This window comes from Sphaerospermopsis aphanizomenoides BCCUSP55 (genome assembly GCF_001586785.1).
GTDB classification, from domain to species: domain Bacteria; phylum Cyanobacteriota; class Cyanobacteriia; order Cyanobacteriales; family Nostocaceae; genus Sphaerospermopsis_A; species Sphaerospermopsis_A aphanizomenoides_A.
The window spans coordinates 1-21,787 of sequence record NZ_LUFH02000026.1 but is presented as its reverse complement, the minus strand read 5'-3'; the positions used below and the strand labels follow the sequence as shown (position 1 = coordinate 21,787).

Below are 21,787 nucleotides of genomic sequence, written 5' to 3'. Positions count from 1 at the left end.
ATGCAGATTAATCGAGATGTACTGAAACAAGTTTCTGTGAAAACTGCTGCCAAGCAAACAGGTGTCGGGGCTTTACCCCGTAGTATTCACAAAACACCTGGTTTGCGAGAATGGGTAACTTTAGAGACAGTGGCTTTACCTCCAGTACCAGTAAATAAAGCAGGTAGTTGGCACTTGATTTCTCTGTTAGTTGTACCGACAACCCTAAGCAGAGATACCCTACAATGGAAAGCTCCTTGGGGGGCTGTAGAATGGTCTTGGAGCGATCGCCAACTAGTACAAACCATCGACCTCCGCCAGCGTCAAGATACAGCTGTGTTGCGTCGTTCGCCAACTATCTCTGCATATCCGACTGCGGCTAATTTAACCTTAAATACAATCTCTCGCACTCAAAAGGAAAATCATCTGTTTCAGGTTTTAGATGGTATCTTAGCCACTCCACCCAGTCAGGAAGTTGATTTAAGTCCCTTGGCTATCCACTATGCTCATCTTCTCCCTGGGGAAATTTACCCTTATTATTGGGCGTTAATTCCCGAAAGTAAAGCATGGTTGCGTCCTGAGTCGCCATTATCACCTTTATCTATCCCATCCCCAATACCCACTCCCACCGACTTGACTGCACAGGTTAGCCATTGGTTGCATCAAAGTTTAGATTTAGCAGCATCAACAGAATTATCTGCGGTGGTGGCAGAAATCGAAAAGTTAGTTACCCTGCTACATTTACCTGGTTTTCGTGTTGCAGTTGTGGGAGAATTTAACCGGGGTAAAAGCACTCTGGTAAATCGATTGTTACATCGGTCTGTTGTGCCTGTGGGGATCATTCCCACAACAGCCGTTCTGACTTCGATTACACCCGGAAATCGAGACGAGATGCAAGTCTATTTTTCTCAACAACGTAGTCAAATCCGACCTTTAGAACCATCTTCATGGAAAGATTTACTCGCCACCAATGAGAAGAAGCAGGAACGGGAAGTATTCGCTGGGGTGCAAATCACTATCAATGAACCGTGGTTGCAAAAGCTGGATATTGAATTAATTGATACTCCCGGAACTAGTGACTTAAACGCTAGTCGTACATCCCTGGTTTTCAATGTACTCGATCGCTGTGATGCGGTGGTGATGGTTGTGAGTGCGATCGCTCCCTTTAGTTTAACGGAAGTGGCATTTCTCAAACAACAAGTCATGGGACGGCATATCAATCAGGTATTAGTCGTTGTTTCCCATCTAGACACATTTGCCCCAGCAGAACGAGAAAGACTATTTCAGCATATTTGTCAACGGGTGCGGGAAATCTCTGCACATATCCCAATTTTACCCTTGCATCCTATGGACGAAGACTCCGAAACCGTTGTATTAGAAGCAGTACGCCATCAAATCGCCACAATGGTTTCCGGTTCTCGTCGGGCTTGGCGGAGTCAACAAGTAGCAGCACAACTAGTAGATCATCTCAGTAATTTAATCCAAATTGGAGAAAATGCGATCGCCTCTGCCCGTCTAGATCCCGTAGCCAGAGAAAAAGCATTAGAACAAGCCCAAACCGCAGCCAAAAAAGCAGAATCTCACTGGCGGAAAATTTGTCGAGAAATTGATCACAGACGTAATCAGTGCAATCAAAAATTGCGGGACAAAATTCTCAATGCCAAAGACGATTTTCTTGATGTTCTCACTTTTGAATTAAGTCGCACACCCAATCCTAAATTCTGGTGGGAGAAAGAATTTCCCTTTCGGTTACGGCGAGAATTTCCCGCTATTGGTAGGAGATCAGAAGGTTTTTTAATTAAAGCGCTCGCCAACGATTTTGAATGGTTACAAAGAGAAGTAAAGACAATTTTTAATATGCAGATGAACTGGAAGGGTGACAGTTTCATAGTCCTAGCATCACCCAATTCAGGTATTAATCATTCCGCCGAAATCGTCCCAACCTCATCAGACATGGTTGACATCCAAAAATATCGTTTAATGACCAGAATTGGCAGCAGCATGGCGATGATTGGCGGATATATTTTTGGTGGGCCAGTTGGCGTGATTGCTAACATGGGAATTGCTGTTTTGAGTGAAGGTTTTCTCAACAAAACCTTAGAAGAACAGCGACAAATAATCAGAACTAAACTAACCGCAATCATTGACCAAGCATTTGAAGAACATTCTCAACACGTTTCTCAACGCCTGAGTAATTTATATAAACAATTGATTGATGACACCAAACGTCAACAATCTCTTTGGGAATCGGCCAAAAATACAGCCGTCAACGAACCTATCATTATAGGAGAAACCGAAATCATCTGGCAACAAGTAATGGCATCAGCTACTATTTTGCAAACAGAGATTAATAAACAATTGCAAATACATTCTCCAGCAATGTAAACAATTATGTAGATATGCAATCCTTTACGAATTTATCAGATTGCAAAGTGTATTCATTTCTAACAAATTCAGTAGGGGTAGGTTTCAAAATATCATCACCTATGAACAATTATATCAGTGACCGCTCCCCTCCTTCCCATTCCCAGGACTTACGCAACTAGCATATTAGTAGGATGCGTCAGATAGGAAAATCCATTTACAGCAGATTCGATGTTTATGAGATACAGCGACTGATTGAAAAAAGTAATGAATAATGAGTAAATTTCTTACTTATTACTTATTACTTATTACTCATGGTGTACCTCACTTACTTCAAAAGTGCTGTATTAAAAGCATTTGAGCCTCTGACGCACCCTACAAAACTAACTCCCTTCTTCTCCCTGCCTCTTATCAAATTGGATGACTATATGATGCAATCACGATCAAATTCAGCGTCTATTGATTACAGGAAATCAGTATTTCACCTCACAAATTATCTCAAACAACTGCAAGATTATGCTGAAAACCTCCATCTGGCCAACTTAGAGCAAGTGATTAGCTATCTTCGCAACCACTTAGAAACTAATTCCTTTTCAATTGGGGTTTTTGGTAACTTCAACTGCGGTAAAAGCACCTTTATTAATGCCTTAATCGGTAAAGATATTTTACCAGTTGATATTTTAGCGACAACGGCGACTATTAGCCGTATTACTCACCGAGAAACATCAGGGGCAAAAATTTGTTTAAAAGACGGTAGGGAACAGGAAATATCTCTAGATCAGCTAGCAGACTATATTACTAAACTGACATCAGATGCCGCTAGTCAAGCTGAAAAAATACAAGAGTCTATAGTTTATTATCCTATACCCTATTATCAGAATCAATTAGAGATCATCGATACTCCAGGATTAAATGATGATGGAGAAATGACAGCCATCACCTCAGAAATGATCCACCAATGTGATGTAGCCATCATGCTAATTTCTGCTATATCCCCTTTTGGCACTACCGAAGGAGAATTTTTAACTACACAATTACTAGCTAATGGAATTAGTAGAGTTTTATTTGTGATCAATGCGATTGACTTACTAGATACACCAGACAATGTTAATAAAATTGTGAATTTAATTAAGAATCGCATTAATAAATGTATTCAAGAATGGGCTGCACAAAAACCCAACCCAGAAGAATATTTAAATAAAATCGGTAAAATTCAAATTCATGAAATTTCTGCCTTTCAAGCCTTAACAGCCAAAGCTGCTCACAACATACCATTACTAGCCCAAAGCCGCTTTGTGAATTTTGAATTTAGCTTAAGAAGTTTGATCAATCAAGGACGTGGTTTAATTCAGTTACAAATAACTAGCGATCGCATCATCATCTATGCTACAGAAATTCTCGGTATTGTAAATAATCAAGAATATGAACTTGCAGCCCAAATAAATCAATTAAGTAAAGCAAAAGTAAATATTAATTATTATATTCAACACCTGCGCCGTCAAAAAACCGAGATAATTGAAACCCTACACACAACATTATCCTATACTCAAAACCACGCCCATTCATCATCTTCTCACCTAGACACAAAACTGAAAACATCTGCTAGAAAAACTATTGAATCAACTGAAATAAACGTTGCCAAACAAAATGAAATTGGTGAATCAGTATTCAAAGCTGTGCAGAATGCTACACGGGAATTTGCCCAAGAAATTCAAACCGAAACCCAAAATACATTGAACTTGTGCTTACTCAAAATTCAGCAGTTCACACAATTATGTGAACAAGTTATCCCTCAACTGCAATTAGAGACGAATCAGTTAGGATTAAACAATGAATTTTACAGTAAAGTAATCGAAATTACTCGCTCATCTCATCGAATTTGTGACAGCTTAAGCCAAAGACAACTCAATTCCTTATCTCTAGAATTTGCTGGTAATGCAGAAACTTTCACCTTCACAATAGAATCTAATGGTGCAGGAACAGCAGTCGGTGCAGCAATAGGTTTTATGGTACTTGGCCCTATAGGTGGCGGAATTGGCGCAGCAATTGGTGCGGCAACTGGCGAACATAGACGAGGTAAGAAGTTTAAAGAAAACTATCAACAACAAGTAATGACAGCTATTGATAATCAATTGAAAAATCTCAACGTCAATCCAATAGTTGAGAAATATCTATCTCAAGCATTTTCTCAAGTAGCAGAACTGCAAAATTTATTAGAAACAAGCGTGACTGCAATGCTAAATCAAACTCAAAATCAATTTACAGAATATTCTGGAAAGCAAGAAGTTCTCAATGAAATAAAACAACAGGAACTTAGTCAAATGCGAACAGAGATTGAGAAAATCATCAGCGAAATGCAATATTTTTCACAACAACTTAGTCAAGTAAGTGCATAAATGCAGTTTTCATCACGATAACAACATGAAGCAATTATTTTGGGATTCTGGGTAAATCTTTTTAGCAGTCTTGTTAACCAAAACCAAATTCCCATTAGCATTCTTGTTAACCAAAACCAAATTCCCAATTAAATTACATCAGTTTTTAGATTATTCAGGAGCATGAAGCCATGACAGCTACATATGAACAAACTATCAACCTTGATTCTGTAATCGAATACAAGAAAGTTGAACGTACACTCATCGATGATTTAACAAAATTACGTGGTTATTCCGAAAAACTCAAGCTGAATAAATCCGTTGAATTAATTGATGAAGTCTTAAATCGAATAGCAGAAAGAACTTTTTCTGTTGCTATTGTGGGGGAGTTTAAACGCGGTAAAAGCACTTTTATTAATGCTTTATTGGGTAAAGAAATTTTACCATCTGATATCTTACCTTGTTCAGCAACATTAAACCGTGTCACATATGGGGTTACACCCTCAGTAAAAATCATTTTCAAAAATGGCAGGGAAGAACAGATCCCAATTGATAACCTCACGAATTATGTCACCAAACTAACACCAGAATCTGAACTAAAAGCTGAATCAATTAAAGAAGCTGTCGTTTCTTATCCTATCCCATACTGTCAGAATAGTATCGAAGTTATTGATACACCAGGGCTGAATGATGACCAAAATATGACTGAAGTTACCCTATCAGTTTTACCCCAGGTTGATGCAGCGATCATGATTATTTTAGCTCAAGCACCTTTTTCCGAATTTGAGCGGGATTTATTAGAAAATAAGCTACTCACCAATGATTTAGGGCGGGTGATTTTTGTCGTCAATGTTTGGGATAACTATACACCAGAACAAGCCGAGCGCGTACTGCAAAATGTTAAAGCTCGTATTGAAAAGTATGTACTGATTCGAGCCGAAGAACAGTTTGGTAAAGATTCTGAAGAGTATAAGATTTACAAACAAAAGATTGGTGAACCTAAAGTATTTGGTCTTTATGTCAAACAAGCTTTAGATGCTAAACAAAGAGGAGATGATGAGTTATTAACTAAGAGTGGTTTTAAGAAATTTGAAAGCGCGTTAGAAAAATTTCTCACACAGGAGCGGGGTATAATTGTTTTGCAAGTACCTGTTAATCGCGTTATTGCTTCGGCTCAAGAAATTATCTCTAGCATTAGTATTCAAGAAAAAGCCATACAAATGAACCAACAAGAGTTTCAACTGGCTTATGACAGGAGTGTAGCTGAAATTGCTACTGTTCGAGAGCGACAAACAAAAGAACTGAGGCTGATTGATGGTGCTGCGGCTAACGTCAAAATGTTACTGCGTCCTCTAGTTTATAACCTGCGAAATGAATTAAAAAAAGCAGCCCAAGAGGCTATTCAATCAACATCTATCGAGCCAAAGGAAGTAAATAACAAAAAAGCTCTAGCTAAAAAGTTGGGTGAACAAGTATCTAAAACTCTGCAACGCACTTCTGATAAATTATCACAGCAAATTCAGGATGAAGTCCAAAGAGGAATTGATCAAGAAGTTGAGCGATTAAAAGACTTTGCTCAATCAGTTGATCAGGCTCTCACAAATATCCAAATGGAGTTTGAGGGAATTGAAGGTAGATCAACTCGTCCAACCAGTGGTGCGGCAGAAGCAATTACAGCTGCTTTATCAGTGTTTACAGGATTTGGTGGTATTTGGTCAGGCTATCGTGTAGCTGGACTTAAAGGTGCGCTGGTTGGTGCTGGTGCTAGTCTCGGTACATTTTTCTTAGCCGGATTAATTACTGGAGCTATCGGATTAACAGCCGCCACCTTTTGGCCTGTAGTAATTGCTACGAGCGTGATCTCAATTTTTACTGGTGGTAAGCTAGCAGAAGTTGTATTTAGCCGCGATCGCGTGGAAAATTTCCGTAAAGATTACACCGAAAAAATACTCCAGGAAATTGAAAAGAAAGTCCAAGAAGAACACTTGGAACAAAAAATTGATGAACAGATCACCAATCCTTTTGAAGTGTTAAAACGAACACTACGTCAAGAAGTAGAAACATTTCTTGATAATACCCAAAAAACTTTGAATGATTTGAACGATAAGCGGGGAAGAAATGAAGCAATCACTGATGCTCAACGTCAAGAACTCAACCAGATTCGTACTGAAACTGAAAAAATTCTGGGTAATGCTCAAAGGTTAGCTGACCAACTTGTAGAAATTATGAGCGTCTAATTCTTGCAGGTAGTTGGTAGTAACGCACCGTGTGATAGTGGTGCGTTACGGCCTCATTTGCTTACACTCCCCAATCCTGACACAGCCGTAACACACCCTACTTAGGTTTTGCTGAAAAAGTCGTGAAAAAACAGGGTGTGGTCAAAAGTAGTTGGTGGTGGAGCGATGGCGCGGAGGTCTGCCAGATATGTAAGCGATCGCCAGTGCCTTGTTGCGCTCGCCAATCACAATAGACATCTCCGAAAACCATCTAACCTTCACCATGAATGCTAGGGAATGAAGGTTAAGTGCAAAGATACTCAGATTATACGCTAGAAGCTGAAAATGCCTACTATTGGGAATTAGCCAAAAAATAGCACCTCTGGGGGCAGATTTGATCAACGAAGTTGTTAAAGAAACAATATCAATATATGAAAATATTCTAGAACAACAAGAAAAAGCTCACCAAGAAACTCTAGAACAACGGGAAATAGAAAAAGCATTTATTAACCAAAAACGCCAAGAACTTGAACAAGTGCAGAAAGAATTACAAACTATAATCAATAAATCTACAACCCTATAATTACACAATCAAACCCACCAAAAAATTAACCAACATGAAAACATGCACCGACAGACAACGCACCCTAGAAATGGCTTGTATTTCTCAACTCGCTTACGTCGCCTATAAACAAGGAAATGATATAGTTAGCGATATCCTGAAAACAGGTTCTCCATCATTTTTTCCACCATATCAAACCATAGAATTTATCTCAGCACCACGTCCTTTAACTGATACCGATGAATTAGTTTGTTGTGGTTTACTACTATCCACAGAAAATGATATTGTCATTGCTATTAGAGGTACAGAAAGATTAGATGATTACTTCTTTAACTTACTAGCATTCCCCAATTCAGAAGCAATTCACTCCGGTTTTAATCTTTACGTTAAAAGTTTTTGGCAACAATTACAAGACTTTCTCCAAAGAGAAGAAAACGCCTACAAAAATATTTTCGTCACCGGACATAGTTTAGGTGGTGCTGCGGCCACATTAATTACTAAACGAATTAGTGAAACCGAATTAAAACCTATTGCACCTTATACATTGGAAACTTATACATTTGGCGCACCACCAGTTAGCACAATAAAATTAATTATTGATACTCCCATATATAGATTTAGAAATATAGGTGATTTCATTCCTAACTTACCGCAAATCATCGCTGTTTTATTAAATAGAATCCCAGGAATAAAACAAGTAATTATTAATTGGAAACCAGAACTGTTACAAACACTGGCTGACTATTCCCATGTAGGTAACGAATATTGTATTAATAAAAACTTTCAGGTTCTTGAACGAAATGAACCTAACCTTCCTAATATTAAGTTGATACTGCAAATTTCTAGTTTATTAGCTTCACAATTAAAATCACCATCTCAAGCAGGTGTTAATAATAAACTTCGATTGTTAATAAACACCTTAATTCAAACCTCATTAGAAGAACATCGCGCCATCAAATATGTAGAAAGAATTAGTTTTGGTAAACTTCCACCTTACATTTCAAATTTGGATGATGTCGAGGAAGACTAACCATCGTTAACCCCCTGGTTATCTCCCTATGTGCCAACAGAGAGCGATTTTTTTCGGGGGAGATGGTCAAAAATTGAGGGGGCGACAAAGAAGCTAGAGAGGTTGCTGGATAAGAATTACAGCCCTCAGACCCTGCTGATAAAATGGCATCTTATTGCGAACTAAAGCCATCATTTCCAAGACCAATTCTTGACACTCATTCATAGAAACTATCCAACTAGAACCATACAAACCTATCCAAAAATCACTATGTCTTTTTCTAGTTCTGTTATTTTCACTCATTCGACAAACATAAGATTTTTGTCTTTGAGCTTGAGTTTTTTGACCTTGTAACCATGCAGAAGTCTTTGCCAAAGCAATCAATAAAATTATCCGCATAAGTCTATCAGGAGAAGCTTGAGAACCTTCTAGATTATAACCACCAGTTTTACAATCTTTAAACATCGCCTCAATCCCAAAACGTTGACCATATATTTTGATAGTTGTGGAGATATCAGTGAGATTAGTTGATAAATACCAAGGTTCTAATTCTTGCTGACCGCGATACTTTCGTTTCCAATAAACGGCTAAATTACAACGACCAAAACCTTGCTCTTGTGTGAGATTAACATTTTCATAAAATCTCCGACCTCCCGGATAAATTGGAATTGTACTCAATGGGTGGAATTTTTGTCTTTTCTCTCGAAATGTGGTATCTTTTTTCTGTCTGAAGATATACTTCAAACCCTGACTATGTAACCATTTCCTTAATTCAGCACCATGAAATTCCCTATCGCCAATAATGACTAATTGATAATTTTTCAATAACCTAATTACTGGACGTAATACTTTTTGTTGTTCTTGAAGGTTACTACAACCTTCTTTATCTAGTAGACACCAATATATTGGTAATGCTCTTTTTTGATAAATTACACTTACCATCAAAATATTATTGTCTTTCCATTGGGTTCTGTCTATGGCAATAACCAATTGGGAGAGCGGTTTAAAGAATCGTGCTAAAATGGCTGAAATAATTGGAAACCATAACAACACTACACTCAACTTATTAGAGTTCAAAAATCTTTGTATATGACGACGACGGCTATTTTCTTGTATTGGTAATGGTAGATTAGCAGCCAATCTTTCTATTCTGACTTCTTTCTGTGTTTGAAGTACCCACACCAGCATTTTCAGGGTGATTAACTGTTTGTTACTCAGGTATTTTTCGAGTATTTCTTGATAAAATGACGGTAGCATTTTTTTGTTTGGTCTTGTTATTTTGACGAGACCATTCTTTTCTACCATCAAATTGCACCCTATAAACATCCGCTTAATAACTGTATACCATTCTCAATAAGCACCAGATTTTTTCAGAGGGTCTATCACCTCAAACCCTTTGCCTATCTTGGTTTCACTTTGCTTGTCGCCCCCTGAAGTGAGAGGGTCAGGGAGGGGTAGAGATTTGGAGAGAGGTCTTATATTTAATTGTGCCAAGCTAGTTAGGACTGGGGGGTGCAAGATGTGAATAAAACGAAAAAACCCAACCAATTAGTTAGTGTAAGCGAAATAAATCAAATTATGGCTGATTTCATAAGTCTTTCCAAAGTGAAGGATCGATTAGTTGAAGCTCTATCGAATCTTCCTGAAGAAACAGTTCTGTTATCTAGTGATTCATCTTCCACCTTTACCTCAGTTAATCTTGCTGAACTTGTTGAGCAAGATACTGAAAGATTAGAAGACTTTTGGGAATTTCTTGAGAGCTATCGTAATCTTAGGATTATTGCGTTAGTTGGGATGCTGAATACGGGAAAATCTGCCATAGGCAATCTTCTGTTGCACCGTGGTGAGTCAGATGTTTTTCAGGAAGCCTGTATTCGTGAAACTTCGCAACCCCAAGAAGCAAAGATTGATGAAGAAACTCTCATTATTGACTTGCCTGGACTGGGATCTGTTTTATGTGAAGAAGATGATGCAATTGTCAGGAATATAATACGTCGAGCCAATTTGCTTTTACTTGTACTTGATATTAGTTATCCAATCCCAAGACACCTTTACGATTTTCTGAAAAGCAGTGAAATTATTAAAGCTGGAAGCTTACAGCGAATTGTGATTGTCATTAATAAAATAGATTGTTTATCAGACTTACCTGAAAATATAAAACAAAAGCAAATTCAAAAATACATTGATTTTCTGAAATATGGTAATCAAAAAATGGAGTTTGAAGGAATTTCCAATCTTTTTAATTATGAAATTCATATCATACCATTTTCGGTAATGGAAGCAAGAAGAAAATTGAACATTGAGCGAGAGTATCAATTAAGAAGAGTGATTGAAATTTCTCTCAAAGCTAATGCTAATACAGCAATTAATCGGGCTGAATATCAATTACTGGAAGTAGCGATTAGGTATCTGCCTGTTATAGCAAGTTATTCCGTCATGCTGAAAAAAATACAAGATTTGAGTAGTCGAATGACATCAACAATTCAAGTAATATATGAAAAAATTGCTGAATCATTTGAGCGTGAAGTTACTATATTTTTAGAGCGATGCGCGTCAATTCATAAATCGTGCTTTTCAGAGATGAATGGTTATACTACTGATAGTGCAGAGAGATTTTGGCGGGGAGAAAACTTTCAACGGAAGAAGGAGAAATTGCGTAAATGTCGAGATAGATATCAAGATTATATAGCTTCCGAATTTAATAACTTAGCCAGTAACCTGCGTAGTAATGTTTCAATCATTGCGAGGAGTATGTTTGGTAGTTTTCAAATATCTACTCCTGACAGTGAGCCAATTACATCAGCACTAAAAAGTTCTATCTACGAAATATGGGATGCTTTTGATGATTACTGGTTTTTAGATAAAGAAAAATACACCTTTGACCGTAGCATGGAACAGTCAAGTGAATACTTAAGTAAAGCAAATAGTCACTTAATTAGCTGGCTTTCAGAATTTAAAGATAGCATTTCTAGAACTCTCCGATATCGAATTGAGGAGGTTAATCTATACCAAGAATTGATGTACTACAAATCTCTGGCTGATCCTTTAGAGTCGTTTTGTGAAGAATTTATCTCGATTGATTATTTCCAACAAGCGTTTCTAAGTAACCAGTAGCGAAACATCTAACCCAAGGAGAAAAACAATGTCTCAACCACAAAGCTATAAAACTTTTCGCGTCAATATCAATACAACCACTTTGCTGGATGATTTTGCTCCAGTTTTGATTGAAGATATTTCTCAAAAATTTCAACCAATCTTTCAATTGAAAGAAGATTATTGCTCTCAGTTAGAACAGAATTGTAATAAGCTTCAAAAATTCTCGGAATTTTCCGCTCTCACAACTACTCTGCGTGAATATACAAAGAAACTCAAAGACGACTTTTCGGATTGTCAGGATAATGTTCGTTACTTCACTTTGGTATTCATGGGTGCAGTAAGTGCTGGAAAAACTTCGATGATCTGCGATTTTTTGAATGTGAATCCTGATCAACTCAATCAAGCACTTCGCTCCACCAGTACAGACTTTCAAGATGGAAGTGATGATGTGGTAATTGCAGGTGAAGTAGCTACGGCAAATGTCTATGAATTTTTAGTTAATTCCAGTTGTATTCGCTTGGTAGACGTTCCAGGCACAGGTGGAGTTGTTCATGATAATACTACTCTTGCTCCTTTCGTAAATAAAGCTGATTGCGTGATTTTCTTGTCTAATGCTCAATCTGACCTGACTGGAGATGACTATAATTTTGTAGTACGTCACATCGTTGGATTGCGAGATGCTAGTGAGTTAAAAGATGAAACTGCCTCCAATAAGAAAGCCTTGATTGTAGTCAACAAGTGGAACACGGTAACGAGAGACCTACCAAATCACCTAGAAAAGAGACAGTGGGAAATAAAAAAAGATTGGATTCTCTCGGGCGATAGCAATAAAGGGAAAGATGGAAAGTTCAAAGGTTTAAGTAAACTATTTAAGCGCACTCTGACCATAGTTCCTGCTACTACAAGTCAGAGGGTGTTGGACGAAGATACTGGAACGTATAATAAATACGGACTAACTCAACTTGATGAAGTAATTAATGCCCTCAAAAATATTCTTGAGGAAGAAGGCATTCAAATTAAACTAGAACGTCCCAAGATTATCTTGAAGCGTTCGTTGTCTGAAGTACAAGAGATTCTTGAGAACGAGAGAACAAAACGATCTGTTGATCAATTGATTGCCAAGCTTGAACAGATGGGCATTAAAGTGGCGATTGATTCTAACTCTATCATGTTACTCCTAAGCTCTCGTTTAGATAATTTACAAAATCGTTTGAAAAACGATTTGTTTTATCAAATCAAAAATGGTCTTGATCAGTGGAAACCTCGTGTTTCAGTGATAGATCGCTTCAAAGGATTGTGGCCTAAAGAGTGGTGGGGATCTGATAAATTTGGTGCAAAATCTGTTCAAGAAGAATTAAAAGCTCGCTGGCAGACTGAGATTGAAGCTTTACTACATGAAAGCATTAGAACGGATGATATTAAACGCACAGTCCGTAATGAAGCTGATGCAATTGGTCAACTTTTAGAAGCTACTTTCAAGGCACAGTTGGCTGAACTGCAAAACCAAGTACTCAAGGATAAGTTTTCAAGAGGGGTGTCACTTCAGTCATTTGATGAGACTAGTTTTAGGTTTACAGGTTCTAGCAGGGCGCTTGAAGAGGCAGCGAACAAAGCCGCTTCGGAAATTCAGCGCAGTATCATAGACGATATTATTGGTATCATCACCGTAGATGCAATAATTGCTGCTTTGATTGGCGCTTTTCTGACTCCTCTTGGTAGTGCATTATTCTTGGCTGTTCGCCGCTTTATGGTTGGTCAAGCGGAGGAAAAAAAGGCAAAACGTAACATAGAAGATCAAATTTGGCAGATAGCTGATGATGTATCAAGGAGACTGCAAGAACAAGTTGCCAATAAATTGCGTGGTTCTGTCCAAAGGTCTGTGGATAGTATTACTCAGGTTATCGAGGGCGAACGTCAAAGCTTAAGTAAATCACTCCAAGCACTTGATGAAGGGATCACAACCGTCAAAAAAATTCGTGAGCGATTGGAAAATATCTCCAAATAACGTGTAAGCTCGTTTCGTAGTCGGCACTGTAAAGGGGTCATAACGAAATAGGCATCGCCGTGGTCGGGTAGCAGAACTATATCGCTATAATTCCGCCCCCGACCACAGTGACCCCTACTTTGACTGCTTTTCTGAAGCATAAAATGGGTCTTGGCAACTTTTGGTGATCTAGGTTGGGAGAAGGCAGAGGGGTAAGAAGTGGCTTATGAGCTACGCTCCCACACCACCTCCTAATTTGATTATCATTTTTATCTAATGAACTCAGAGGATAGCGATCGCACACCAGAATTATCATAGGTAGGGTAGCCGCCGGGATATGTGCAAAATGGGACACGTTGTAAAGTTATGTTAAGCAGATGCTTGAAAGTATTGATGTTACGTTGTTTCAAGATCGGATTGAGCCTGTCCTTTGTTGTGAAAACATCCCCGAAAAGGGTCATTTATGGGCAAGTTTGAGAGACTGCATAGCGCGAAGACTTAATTTGACTTAGCAAAGTTTTTGAATGTCCCTTTACCATTTTTGGGCAAGTTAGTAAATTACTAAAGGACATTCCGCAACATTTGTTTACATCGTGTCCTATTTTGCACATACCTCGGCGGATGCCCTACCTGAATGGGCTTTAGTTCTTGTGTACTACTTTGCCAGCTTTTTTGATGTGTGACACTTAAGGTGCGGAAGGCGGGATCTACAGCCAATTACCAACTAACACATAGGGTGCCCAGTACATCGGACGATTGTATACAGAATCATTCAGCAGTTTTAATTGAGCAAGACGTAAAGCCTCTGCTGTTGTGTTGCCAGTTGTTAACTGACGATAGAATTCACCTATAAATAAAGCAGTGGAATTATCACCAATTTGCCACAAAGATGCTAACGTACTCCGCGCTCCTGCTCTAATAGCAACTCCTGCTAATCCCAATACAGCACGGTTATCTCCTGCTGCGGTTTCGCAAGCACTGAGAACAAGTAATTCTATTGGCTCTGTGCGATTTTGCTCTCTAGTTTTGAGCAACCCATCTAATTCTTTAACATAAATGCGTTCGTTGGCTGCTAGGATGAAAGTCTCTTCGGCTTTGGAACTAAATTTTCCGTGTGTTGCTAGATGAACTACTCTAAAAGGTTGGAGATTAATTTTTTGTTCTAAATTTTTCTTGGTAAAATCTTGATCCAAAAGTACATTGCTCGTTACACCCAAATTTTGCATTAAATTTAGTTCTTCCTTGACATGGGGAAGCGGGGTAAAATCTTCGTTTTTGGGTGGTTGTACTAATCCTCCTGCTAGGGTATTTATTTTTCCTTGTGCTAAAGGTTTGGGAGTAAATAGTTGTAGTCCTGGACTCAAAGCTACAGCATACTTCTGGACCAAATACTCTTTGCCATCATACAGTGCAGACATGGGAATATTTCTCAGTGACCCATCAGGGATAAATACTAAAGTTGTCACTCCGCTCTTTTTCAGTTCTGCTTCTACAGGTTTAATTAACCAATTATAAAGTTTTTGGGATTGTTTTTTAAATGCTTTCTCCTGATCAGGTTGAACTATTGCTTCTCGCATTTTTGTAATTACCTGCTCTATATTCTCACAGTTATTTTGTGAGGAACAGTTATTTTGAGGGGATATATGTATTAACGGTTGTTTAGGAAGTTTCAGGACAACTTCTAATTTATTATCTAAAATAATGGGATAGAAAATGGCTGTGTCTGGATTATCCCGGTCTACTATTTCATCAAGAACTACAAATTGATTATTTAAACAAGCTTCTCGGAAAAAATTATCTAATTCTGCTATTTGTAGTGCTTCTATTCGTTGACGTACCTTATCTAAATTTGGTTTTCCTTGTCCTGATTCTTGTAATAAAAGTTGTACTGACTGCCGATAAATGGGTTCTATACTATCCCGGAAATTGAACTGTACTTGTTGGTTGACGCTGACTAAATCTCTACGCAGAGATTGGAGTGTGGAAACGGCAGCATCATAAGCAGCAATCGCTCCTTGGATATCTCCTTGGACTTTCAGCAAGCGTCCCAACTGCCACTGCCAAAGATAGGCAATATCTGAAGCATTGATTCCCTGAGCAATCAACAATGCCTGTTGAGTTAAATTCTGTGCTTCTTGCCATTGATTATTCTGCTCATACAATTTACCTAAAATTCCCAGTCCATAGGATTCTGCACGCTTATTGCCTATAGCTTTGGCTTGTTTAATACTGTTGGCGAGAATTTGGGCAATGTCTTCTTTGTTAACGGGGTTGATGATAGTATTTTTTTTGTTAACAGTTTTAATAATAGTATCAGCAAAATTTATACTTGCATAAATACTAGCTTGATTACTAGGCAGAGTAGCCAATTGGGATTGGATTTCAGGAATTAATCTTTTAGCTTCTGCTATATCTTTATTCTCTCCAAGATTTTTATTCTCGTTAAAATTATTCTCTACAGGATTTTCATTCTCAATAAAATTATTCTCTACAAGGTTTTTATTCTCAACCAACAAACTGAGCAAATTAATTTGAGCTTGAACTTTCGTGAGTGGCTGGGTGGCAATTGCAGCAGCTTGTTGATAATGGGCGATCGCACCTTTTATATCACCTAATGCCCTCTCCGTATTACCGAGACTAAATTCTGTAATGCTAATTTCTGAAGACAGTTGCAGTCTTTTGACAATTTCTAAGCTTAATTGTAATGTTTCCTGAGATTTATCTAACTCACCCAATTGTTGCCAAGCATTGCCCAGAGAACGCAAAGCAGCGGCTTTGAGTGGTGAATTTTGTTCTTCTTTTAACTGTTTTTCCCTTGATTCTAAAATCTGTGCAGCCCGACGGTAAAAGCCAGAAATCCGCCAAGCTTGTGCTTGGTTAATCAGACTACGGGTTACTCCCGTATTATTGCTTAAGTGTTGCCAGATTGCCTCGGCTTTTTGGGCAGTTTCTACAGATATATCTGCTTTTCCCTGTGCCAATTGTAAAGTTGTCTGAATATCCAAACTTTGTGCCAACACTTCCAACCATTCTGGTTTTGCAGTCTTGATCTGCAACTGTTGTTTTTTTTCATCCCAACCTAGTAAATTTAAGCTAGAACTGATAGCTTCAGAGGCTTCTTTCAACGAGCCAAGCTGCTGATATACCAGACAGAGGTTACTTAGGGCTGCGGCTTGTCCCAGAGTATCTTTCCGTTGCTGATAAATACTGTTAGCTTGTTGTAAAATCGTTACTGCTTCCGTTAAGTTTCCTGCTTGATATAAAGCTTCTCCCTGTTCCAGAAGTTGCTGTGGTGTAATGGCTGTAAATTGACTGTTGTGGTTATGAATTGGGGATCTCGGCTCAATCCCAATTGTACCTGCTGAATGGGTGTGTGGTTGTTTAGCAAAGGAGAGGGGAGTAACAGTCAGAGTAAAAGTGAGAGTAAATAATAGTACATATAAAGCAGAGAATTTAACTACTCGCTTTGCCAGCAGAAGCCTTTGCAGAATTGACTTGAATTTACCAAAATGAATTAACGCCATTTGACACTCTCCTGTTCCAACTTTTCAGATACCGTTTCACATCCTTTAACGAACAGAACAAGAGGCAGATGTTTGCCCAGGACTGCTAGGGGTAACTTGTGGTGCTTGGGCTACTAAGTAGATTTTACCATTAGCATCAACTACCCAACCTGAGGCTTCCACAATGGACGGAGGAGAAACAGGGGAAGTGGCAGTGACTGTTGATGCTTGTGGCTGATTTTCTACTGGGGCTGAGTTTTGTGAACTGGTTCTAGGTGTTACCCACTGTGCTAGGGTACTGGTATCTTGTAATGGTTGAGTGGGACTCAATGGTAAACCACCACGTCCTGTAGCCACAAAATAACTCTGACTTTGGGTACTTCCAGGCTTGCAAGAGTTATCAATTTGCTTGGAGGGGTCAACTAGATTTGTAGGGAGTTCAACTAAGCCTTGAGTTGGGTCTACATCAGGTCTATTAATTTGCACATTTCCGTCTACACCAAATTGAGAAGATGCTGTAATATCACTTCTTTGAGTTTGTTGAGGACGAAATTCTATACCAAATAAGGCATTAGTTGTGATGTTGATATTGCCACCATTTCCCTCAAAGGCATTAGCTGTAATATCACTATTTTCATTAGGGAAGGCGACAATAAAGGGAGCATTAATAGTGATATTTCCACCATTGCCTCCTGCTTGGGCTGTACCAGCAGTTGCAGTGATGCGGCTGTTATTTCGCATTAATAATAAATCGTTAATTGTCAACTTTATATTCCCACCTTGGTTACTGGCTGTTTCGGCACTAATAAAGGCTTGATTATTTAAAGTTAGTAACCCTGCTTGTAGGTAAATATCTCCTCCTTCTCCACTTCCTTGACTATTTACTCCGATTCCTGCACCGTTGCTAATAATAAATGTTTGGGGGTCAATGGTAATACTGCCACTTTTACCTGTTGAACCTATTTCTGTATTGGCAAATAGTCCGGTGTTTGTTCCATCTAGGGTAATATTATCTTTAATGTTGAGGTTAATATTTCCGGCTTGGGCGCTACCTGATGTTGTTGTTAAAAATTGTGCGCCATTGGTGGCGGTCAAGGTGTTAGCCTTGAGGTTGATATTACCCCCTTTACCTTGATTAGATGTAGAAGCTGATATTTTTACCCCATCTGTAATATTGAAGTTTTGAGTAGTAATGAAAATATTACCTGCATCACCGCTTCCTGTACTTTCAACTGCTAATTTTCCCTGTCCAGCAATGTTAATATTTTCCGGTGCTGTAATGATTAAATCACCACCCTTACCTTGTGCAGTAGTAGAAGCAGAAATGATGGAATTGGGGAAAAGGGTAATATCTAAATCGGGTTGATTTTCGTAAGGATTGAGTTGTAATGTCCCTGCGGGGGCTTGTCCTTGGGTTTCGGCAAAAATGCCTACTATCCCTGCTAGGTTCATTTTTGAGGCGTTTAAGGTGATGTCTCCAGCTTTTCCTTCTGCTATGGTGGAAGCGGAGATTTCTGAAGTATCTGTCAGGTTTAACTTATTAGCATCAATTAAAATATTGCCTGCTGTTCCTTTACTGCTGGTGTTGCTGATAATTTTGCTATTGTTGAAGGTAACAATATCAGGACTAGTGATAGTTACATTACCTGCGGGTTTATCGCCTTTAGTGTCACTTTCAATCCTACTATTATTGAAGGATAGATTACCTGTGCTGATAACAGTGACATTTCCTGATTGACCTTCTCCACCTACATCCAAGGTTATTTCTCCTCCAATAACTGGAGTCTTAATTGTCACCTGCTTGCTAGTTATAATACTGGTATTTGTTACCGATAAATCGCCAAAACCTTTAACTCGAACATCTCCAGATGTAGAGTCAGAAGACACGGTGACAATTTCTAAATCGCTAATTTGATTTTTAGCTTCTAAGGTAATATTACCACCCTTTCCTGAAGTTCCGGTTTGGGAGATAGAAACAGAAGTATAAACTGGGATTTGGCTATCTTCATTCCTGATTCCCTTAATATCCCCACTATTTGCAGTCATAGTAATATCCCCACCATTTCCTGCTGTGCCTGAAGGTGAAAATGAGAAAGAGGCTAGCGTTTGCGTTGTGATATTACCACCATTTGCAGTCAGAGAAATGTTCCCACCATTTCCTGCTGTGCCTGAAGGTGAAAATGATAAGGAGGTTAGCCTTTGCGTTGTGATATTACCACCATTTGCAGTCAGAGAAATGTTCCCACCATTTCCTGCTGTTGCTATACCTGTTGAAGTTAGTGTGTTTGAGTGAGCATATATTTCTTTTGTTGTGATATTACCACCATTTGCGGTCAGAGAAATGTTTCCACCATTTCCTGCTGTGCCTGAGTTTGTATTTGATAAGGCGTTGATTGTTTGTGTAATGATATCGCCGCCATTTGCAATCATAGTAATGTCACCAGCATTTCCTGCTGTGCCTGAATCTGAATATGAGTCTGAAAGGATGGGATATATCGAATCTGAGGCTTGTATAATACTGCCATTTGTGGTAGTGAGGGTAATCGCTCCTGCATTTCCACTACTGCCAATATTATTGCGTGTCACTGAGGCCAAGTTAGCATTATTAAAATAAAGTGAGCGGCCGGAAATTTCAATATTGCCCCCATTACCTATCTTTGCTGGTAATCCATTAGGCGGCTCGACCAAAGTCCATATATCACTACCTTTTCCATCAATACGAACATCACCACTGGCTTTGATAATTACACTGCCTGCATCTCCCTCTGCAAAACTAGCAGCAACTATCTGACCAATATTAGCATCAGCAATATATGAAGGAATACCTGTTACCAACAGTGAATCAGTAGTAATGAGGATATCACCTGCTCTGCCTTTTCCGCCTGCTTCTAACCTACTTATTGCAAACCCTCCGTCAAAGATGACATCACCTCCAGGAGCATTGATGACTATATCCCCTGCTCTCCCATTTCCTCCATTAATAACGCTGGTATTCAGTTCAGCAAGATTGGTAACAGAGAGCGATCCAGTATTGATAGTGATACCACCACCTTGACCTGTGCCTGCTAACATACTACGGATATAGCCACCGTTTACATCAACTTTATCGGCATTGATGATCACTCTACCTGAATTACCATTTCCATAGGCGGATGCGTCTATCCAATTAATGGGGATGTAGCCTTTAGCCGTAAGGGAAATGTCGCCACCATTGCCACCATTTCCTAAAAGTGAAGATGAGGAGGAGTCTAGGTATTCTGTGGTGATATTACCTTGAGAAGTAGAAAGTGTGATCGCTCCTCCTTCTGCGTTTCCTAAAAATGACAATGAGGAGGAGTCTAGGTTTCCTGTGGTGATATTACCTTGAGAAGTAGAAAGTGTGATCGCTCCTCCTTCTGCATTTCCTAAAAATGACAATGAGGAGGAGTCTAGGTTTCCTGTGGTAATATCACCAACCGCATTTAAAGTTATATTTCCTCTACCTAATCCTGAGTTATTATTAATATTACCAACAGTTAAATTAACACCTTTAATCTCAATATTTCGACCATTAGCCGTAATAGTATCAGCACTATCCATCTGAAAATTACCAATACCATCACCATCAGTATCAGCAGTAAATTTAATTTTACCATTACCATGAGCTAATTCAAGATAGTAATAGTATAAAGGATGAATGATAAAATCATTTGTTGCCTGTAGTATCAGATTTGTATTTCCAGACAACTCCTCTAATGTCTCTCGATACAGAGTAGCATCTTTATCATTTATAAATTCATCAGTAATAACCAGATTTTTAGTATCAAGTAATAATGTCCCGGTTTCTACATTTCCCCTAACTTGTAAACGTTCTGTACCTGTTAATTGAATTGTTCCCCCTCGTGCTGTTAATGTACCTGTATTAATTACATTTGCCCCAAATAAAGTTATATTTTTACCACTATCAACTATTAAATTACCTTCATTGATAATTTCCGCTTGCTGATTTCTCAAAGCATTTTTAAATAAAGCCCCTGGTTGCACAGAAAGTAAATTACTATTGTGAGGATTACTTGCACTAAATAACCCATTCTCTCCCAACTTAATCTCATTCGCAGTTGTGGCAGTAAATGAACCACGAATATCTAAACTGGCATTTTGTCCAAAGATAATCCCATTAGGATTAATAAAAAAGAGGTTAGCATTTCCCAAAACCCCCAGTGTCCCGAAAATCTTAGAAACATTACTTCCCGTCACCCGTGTCAAAATATTCTCAATGCGATTGGGATGGGGATTGTTAAAATATACCCCTCTTCCTGACTCAATATTAAATTCTTGAAAGCTGTGGAATAGGTTCCCCCCACGAATTGCACCCCCATCAATTCTGTCACTGGGAATTCCTTTAATAGTCTGGTTAGGGGTGACAACCGAACTTTCAGCACCCAGAGTACCATCTGGAATGATTTGGGCTTTTGCTGAGTTAAGGGGAGTCAGACCAAAGCACATAAGGCTGCTGACTAGGAACCAACGGAGAATACGGGTAAATCGCACCACTAACTTTTTCAATTAAAACTTGGCTAGTGTGGGTATTTTACTATCTTCTCAAGTCTCACTGAATACTATCATGTTAAGCTTGTAAAAGTGTCACACAGATAGTGTGACTTGAACGAAAAAATGGGCTTTTAGCTCACGTTATGCTTCACAAAGCAGATGTCCATTT

At 38.7% G+C, this 21,787-nt stretch carries 11 protein-coding genes; 7 read left to right on the top strand and 4 right to left on the bottom strand.

The genetic code is table 11. The annotated features are described in order from the left end of the window. The 3 genes from A0J48_RS08870 (at position 1) to A0J48_RS08860 (ending at position 6,955) form a co-directional block, all read left to right on the top strand. Positions 1 to 2,364, top strand: a complete 2,364-nt coding sequence (locus A0J48_RS08870) for a dynamin family protein (RefSeq protein WP_200322302.1) — start codon at positions 1 to 3, stop codon at positions 2,362 to 2,364. A 407-nt stretch (positions 2,365 to 2,771) separates the two neighbouring features. Then, positions 2,772 to 4,739: a dynamin family protein gene (locus tag A0J48_RS08865; protein ID WP_200322300.1), complete on the top strand. Its 1,968-nt coding sequence runs from the start codon at positions 2,772 to 2,774 to the stop codon at positions 4,737 to 4,739. 170 nt (positions 4,740 to 4,909) lie between these two features. Continuing rightward, positions 4,910 to 6,955, top strand: coding sequence for a dynamin family protein (locus tag A0J48_RS08860; protein WP_200322298.1), 2,046 nt, complete (start codon positions 4,910 to 4,912; stop codon positions 6,953 to 6,955). Between the two features lie 101 nt (positions 6,956 to 7,056). Here A0J48_RS08860 and A0J48_RS27410 read toward each other — a convergent pair whose 3' ends face one another. Continuing rightward, positions 7,057 to 7,179 carry a hypothetical protein gene (locus A0J48_RS27410; protein WP_267910294.1) on the bottom strand — a complete coding sequence of 41 codons (123 nt, stop codon included), beginning with the start codon at positions 7,177 to 7,179 and terminating at the stop codon, positions 7,057 to 7,059. Between the two features lie 110 nt (positions 7,180 to 7,289). Between A0J48_RS27410 and A0J48_RS08855 the strand changes: the two genes are divergently transcribed. Together A0J48_RS08855 and A0J48_RS08850 are read left to right on the top strand one after the other, a co-directional pair. Beyond that, positions 7,290 to 7,517, top strand: a complete 228-nt coding sequence (locus tag A0J48_RS08855) for a hypothetical protein (protein ID WP_200322296.1) — start codon at positions 7,290 to 7,292, stop codon at positions 7,515 to 7,517. Between the two features lie 34 nt (positions 7,518 to 7,551). Next, entirely contained in the window at positions 7,552 to 8,526 is a 975-nt protein-coding gene (locus tag A0J48_RS08850; protein ID WP_200322294.1) for a lipase family protein, read from the top strand. Positions 8,527 to 8,619: 93 nt separating this feature from the next. On the opposite strand, the gene A0J48_RS08845 is transcribed toward A0J48_RS08850, so the two are convergent. Next, the gene (locus tag A0J48_RS08845) at positions 8,620 to 9,762 is read right to left on the bottom strand and encodes an IS4 family transposase (RefSeq protein WP_200322292.1); all 1,143 of its coding nucleotides are present in this window, start codon (positions 9,760 to 9,762) and stop codon (positions 8,620 to 8,622) included. 264 nt (positions 9,763 to 10,026) lie between these two features. On the opposite strand from A0J48_RS08845, the gene A0J48_RS08840 reads away from it, so the two are divergent. Both A0J48_RS08840 and A0J48_RS08835 read left to right on the top strand, forming a co-directional pair. Next, complete coding sequence (locus tag A0J48_RS08840; protein ID WP_200322290.1) at positions 10,027 to 11,619, top strand: GTPase; 1,593 nt, start codon at positions 10,027 to 10,029, stop codon at positions 11,617 to 11,619. Positions 11,620 to 11,647: 28 nt separating this feature from the next. Beyond that, complete coding sequence (locus A0J48_RS08835) at positions 11,648 to 13,606, top strand: P-loop NTPase family protein (RefSeq protein ID WP_200322282.1); 1,959 nt, start codon at positions 11,648 to 11,650, stop codon at positions 13,604 to 13,606. 686 nt (positions 13,607 to 14,292) lie between these two features. On the opposite strand, the gene A0J48_RS08830 is transcribed toward A0J48_RS08835, so the two are convergent. After that, positions 14,293 to 17,109, bottom strand: coding sequence for a CHAT domain-containing protein (locus tag A0J48_RS08830; RefSeq protein WP_234300805.1), 2,817 nt, complete (start codon positions 17,107 to 17,109; stop codon positions 14,293 to 14,295). Between the two features lie 45 nt (positions 17,110 to 17,154). Beyond that, positions 17,155 to 21,573 carry a two-partner secretion domain-containing protein gene (locus A0J48_RS08825; protein WP_200322280.1) on the bottom strand — a complete coding sequence of 1,473 codons (4,419 nt, stop codon included), beginning with the start codon at positions 21,571 to 21,573 and terminating at the stop codon, positions 17,155 to 17,157. Positions 21,574 to 21,787 lie beyond the last annotated feature (214 nt).

Bases quoted from the DNA above. Each gene is read 5' to 3' on its own strand.
- A0J48_RS08835 (WP_200322282.1), top strand. From the start codon at position 11,648: ATGTCTCAACCACAAAGCTATAAAACTTTTCGCGTCAATATCAATACA.
- A0J48_RS08870 (WP_200322302.1), top strand. From the start codon at position 1: ATGCAGATTAATCGAGATGTACTGAAACAAGTTTCTGTGAAAACTGCT.
- A0J48_RS08860 (WP_200322298.1), top strand. From the start codon at position 4,910: ATGACAGCTACATATGAACAAACTATCAACCTTGATTCTGTAATCGAA.
- A0J48_RS08865 (WP_200322300.1), top strand. From the start codon at position 2,772: ATGATGCAATCACGATCAAATTCAGCGTCTATTGATTACAGGAAATCA.
- A0J48_RS08825 (WP_200322280.1), bottom strand. From the start codon at position 21,573: ATGTGCTTTGGTCTGACTCCCCTTAACTCAGCAAAAGCCCAAATCATT.
- A0J48_RS08850 (WP_200322294.1), top strand. From the start codon at position 7,552: ATGAAAACATGCACCGACAGACAACGCACCCTAGAAATGGCTTGTATT.
- A0J48_RS08845 (WP_200322292.1), bottom strand. From the start codon at position 9,762: ATGCTACCGTCATTTTATCAAGAAATACTCGAAAAATACCTGAGTAAC.
- A0J48_RS08830 (WP_234300805.1), bottom strand. From the start codon at position 17,109: ATGGCGTTAATTCATTTTGGTAAATTCAAGTCAATTCTGCAAAGGCTT.